Origin of the sequence: Natronococcus sp., assembly GCF_047921035.1 — an archaeon.
Classification (GTDB): domain Archaea; phylum Halobacteriota; class Halobacteria; order Halobacteriales; family Natrialbaceae; genus Natronococcus.
This window is the reverse complement of the sequence record NZ_JBLRWX010000175.1, coordinates 1-3,825: the sequence shown is the minus strand read 5'-3', so window position 1 is coordinate 3,825 and position 3,825 is coordinate 1. Positions and strand designations below refer to the sequence as shown.

At 66.3% G+C, this 3,825-nt stretch carries 4 protein-coding genes and 1 tRNA gene; all 5 read right to left on the bottom strand.

What is annotated here, in order from left to right; translation table 11 throughout:
• Positions 1 to 148: 148 nt before the first annotated feature.
• Positions 149 to 220 (bottom strand) — tRNA-Ala (locus ACNA7R_RS19625).
• 127 nt (positions 221 to 347) lie between these two features.
• Positions 348 to 1,007, bottom strand: coding sequence for a rhomboid family intramembrane serine protease (locus ACNA7R_RS19620; protein ID WP_416285223.1), 660 nt, complete (start codon positions 1,005 to 1,007; stop codon positions 348 to 350).
• 108 nt (positions 1,008 to 1,115) lie between these two features.
• Positions 1,116 to 1,424, bottom strand: a complete 309-nt coding sequence (rpsJ, locus tag ACNA7R_RS19615; RefSeq protein WP_005552865.1) for a 30S ribosomal protein S10 — start codon at positions 1,422 to 1,424, stop codon at positions 1,116 to 1,118.
• Positions 1,425 to 2,687: a translation elongation factor EF-1 subunit alpha gene (gene tuf / locus ACNA7R_RS19610; protein ID WP_416285220.1), complete on the bottom strand. Its 1,263-nt coding sequence runs from the start codon at positions 2,685 to 2,687 to the stop codon at positions 1,425 to 1,427. It lies immediately after the preceding gene.
• A gap of 221 nt (positions 2,688 to 2,908) precedes the next feature.
• Positions 2,909 to 3,825: homoserine dehydrogenase (locus tag ACNA7R_RS19605; protein WP_416285218.1), on the bottom strand; the 917-nt coding region annotated here is incomplete at its 5' end.

Below are 3,825 nucleotides of genomic sequence, written 5' to 3'. Positions count from 1 at the left end.
TTTACTGTGCACATAGATGATTGTATTGCACTCAGACGTTCCGGGGTCGCTCGCTGCGCTCGCGTCCCGGGCTGCGACTGGTCTCGTTCAAATCCCACCGTCGACGATAATTTGCGCCGCTCGCGAGTTTGCTCGCGGCGCAGAATTATGGACTCGCTGGGATTTGAACCCAGGGCCTCTTCCTTGCGAAGGAAGCGATCTACCACTGATCTACGAGCCCGCGACCGTTTCTACCCGTGGTTTCTACTTGTAGCTTGCGTTTCGGAAACGACGTGGGCCGCGAGCACACGCGACGCCCCTCGAGCCAGACCTCCCACACTCCCGACCTCGAGCCACCCCCAAGACGATCACGCCGTCGAGCCGGCTCGAGCCGTCCTCGAGCGCACGTCCAGCACGCCGGCCCGACCAGCGAGCAGGCCGAGCAGGAACCCGGTGAAGTGGGCGATCAGGGCGACGCCGGGCGCGCCCGTTGCGATCGTGATCACGGCCGCGAGGACGACGAAGACGGCCACGGCGGCCCACCGCGGAACCTCGACGACCGACGCGAACGCATCCGAGAGGCGGTTGCCGGCGATCAGGTAGCCCGCCAGCGCGAACACCGCGCCGCTGGCGCCCAGCACGGCGGTCGGGTCGCCGACGCCGATCGAGGCGAAGAAGCTGCTCGTCACCACCTGCGTGATTCCGGCGAGCGCCCCCGTAACGAGGAAGAACGTATGGAAGCGCAGCCGCGTCGTCGCGCGGGCGATCGGCCAGCCGAACAGCACGAGCCCGACGCTGTTCGAGAGCAGGTGGCCGAGCCCGCTGTGGGCGTAGACGCTGGTGACGATCGTCCAGGGGTTCGCGGTCAGCGGCGGCCCGAGGACGAACAGCCCGGCCATCAACCCGGCGCTGATAACTGCGGCGACGGTCTGGGCGGCGAGCACGACCACGAAGATGAGCAGCACCTCGAGGATGGGACCGCCGGAGCGGGAGTCGGTATCGGAGCGACGGCGCGAACGGGTCACCATACTCCCGGTATGGGATACAGTGGTAAAAGTTCACGCGGCCTACATTCGCCTGCCACGACGGTACCGCGGCTAACGGGGCGTGATAAAACGGAAAATCCGCAGTCGAGATCAGTCCTCGAGGACGATCTCGATCGAAACGTCGTTCGGCACCTGGATGCGCATGAGCTGGCGGAGTGCGCGTTCGTCGGCGTCCAGATCGATCAGGCGCTTGTGGACGCGCATCTCCCAGTGCTCCCACGTCGCGGTGCCCTCGCCGTCAGGCGACTTCCGGGTCGGCACCTCGAGGGTCTTCGTCGGCAGCGGGATCGGACCGCTCAGGTTGACGCCGGTGTTGCTCGCGATCTCGCGGACGTCGTCACAGATGTCGTCCAGGTCCTCCGGACTGGTGCCCGCGAGTCGAACGCGTGCCTGCTGCATTTATTCGTTGACCTCGAGGACCTTGCCGGCCGCGATGGTCTGACCCATGTCGCGGATGGCGAAGCTCCCGAGTTCGGGAATCTCGCTGGACGGCTCGATGCTGAGGGGCTTCTGCGGTCGGATCGTGACCACAGCAGCGTCACCCGACTGGATGAAGTCGGGGTTCTCCTCGGCGACCTCGCCGCTGGCGGGGTCCATCTTCTTGTCGATGGACTCGATCGTACAGGCGACCTGTGCCGTGTGGGCGTGGAAGACCGGCGTGTAGCCGGCCGTGATCACGGACGGGTGCTGCATGACGACGACCTGGGCCTGGAACGTCTCGGCGACGCTCGGCGGGTCGTCGGCGGGGCCACAGACGTCACCGCGGCGGATGTCGTCCTTGCCGATGCCGCGGACGTTGAATCCGACGTTGTCACCGGGCTCGGCCTTGGGGACCTCCTCGTGGTGCATCTCGATCGTCTTGACCTCGCCGCCCACGTCGCTGGGCTGGAAGGAGACATCGTCGCCGACGTTCATGATACCGGTCTCGATACGTCCGACTGGGACGGTACCGATGCCGGAGATCGTGTAAACGTCCTGGATCGGGAGTCGGAGCGGCGCGTCCGTCGGCGGCTCCGGCTCCGGCAGGTCGTTCAGGGCCTCGAGCAGGGTACGGCCGTCGTACCACGGCGTGTTCTCGGACTCCTCGGCGATGTTGTCGCCCTCGAACGCCGAGATCGGGATGAACGAGGCGCCGTCGGTCTGGAACTGAACCTGCTTGAGCAGCTGGTTGACTTCCTCGACGACCTCGTCGAAGGTGTCCTCCTTGTAGTCGACAACGTCCATCTTGTTGACGCCGATGATCAGCTCGTCGATACCCAGGGTACGGGCCAGGAAGACGTGCTCCTGGGTCTGGGGTGCGACACCGTCGTCGGCGGCGACGACGAGAACGGCGTTGTCGGCCTGGCTCGCGCCAGTGATCATGTTTTTGACGAAGTCACGGTGACCAGGACAGTCAACGATAGTGAACTCGTACTCTTCGGTCGAGAACTCCTGGTGGGCGATGTCGATAGTGACACCGCGCTCTCGCTCCTCCGCGAGGTTGTCCATGACGTAGGCGAACTCGAAGCCGCCTTTGCCCTTCTCTTCCGCTTCTTCGCGGTGCTGTTCAATGACGTGCTCTGGTACGCTTCCCGTCTCGTAGAGGAGGCGTCCCACGAGCGTACTCTTCCCGTGGTCAACGTGACCGATGATGGCCAGGTTCTGGTGTCGTTTGTCGCTCATTGTTGTAGCTCACGCGCAAAGGCGCTTATGTCGGTATCTTTTGCTCGTTGCGGTTAAAACCATTTCGAAAGCGTATTCGACCGAACCCGACGCCGGCTTGCGGTTTGTGTCTCGTACGCACGATTTCGATTACCGGACGACGGCGTCGAGGTGAGGGGAGTCGAACGCGCCGAACGACCGTCGACCGACGATACCGGAGTGCAGCGGCTCGCAGACGGCGACTACAGCTCCGGCAGTCGACCGACGTCCGACAGCACCGCCGTCGCGGTCTCGGGACCGCCCGCGCCCCGACCGCTGTTGTGGAGGCTGCCCGCGTGCTTGGTCTCGAGCTGGACGATGTTTCGCGTCCCCGTCACCGCGAGCGCGCCGTTTTCGGGGACGAGTCGCGGCCCGACGCGGACTCCCTCGCGGGAGGCCTCGCCGATGAGCCGGATGGTGCGGCCGTCCTCGGCCGCGAGTTCGAGCGCGCTGCCGGGAATGTCCTGAATGCCCTCGACGGTCGCGTCCTCGAGCGAGAACCCGCCCTCGGCGAGCACGTTCGCAAGGATGACGAACTTCAGGGCGGCGTCGGTGCCGTCGACGTCGAACGTCGGATCGGCCTCCGCCACCCCGAGGTCCTGGGCCTCCGCGAGCACGTGCTCGTAGTCCAGCCCCTCCGCGGCCATGCGCGTGAGGATGAAGTTCGCGGTGCCGTTGAGGACGCCCCGAACCGCAGTCACCGCCTGGGGGGTGCAGTCCTCGATCGTCGACAGCACCGGGATGGCGCCGCCCACCGTGGCCTCGAAGCGGATCGAACCCGCGCTGTCGGCCTCGAGCGCACGCAGCTCCTCGTAGCGCTCGGCGACGGGTCCCTTGTTCGCTAACACGACGTGGTGGTCGGTCTCGAGCGCGCGCTCGACGTGGGTGAAGCCGGGTTCGGCGTCGCCCAGCGTTGTCGGCGTCGCCTCGACGAGCACGTCGTAATCAGTCTCGAAGAGCGTCGCGGGGTCGGCGGTGCCGACGGGGTCGCCCCCGGCCTTGCGCTCGAGCGCGCGCTCGACGTCGATCCCGCCGGCGTCGACGGCCGCGCCGCTCGAGTCGGCGATCGCGACGACCTCGTGGCCGTACTCGCCGGCCAGGTCGGCGACCGACCGGCCGA

What these genes read in the sequence shown, in the direction of transcription:
- ACNA7R_RS19620 (WP_416285223.1), bottom strand. Translation starts at nt 1,007, where the DNA reads ATGGTGACCCGTTCGCGCCGTCGCTCCGATACCGACTCCCGCTCCGGC.
- rpsJ (WP_005552865.1), bottom strand. Translation starts at nt 1,424, where the DNA reads ATGCAGCAGGCACGCGTTCGACTCGCGGGCACCAGTCCGGAGGACCTG.
- tuf (WP_416285220.1), bottom strand. Translation starts at nt 2,687, where the DNA reads ATGAGCGACAAACGACACCAGAACCTGGCCATCATCGGTCACGTTGAC.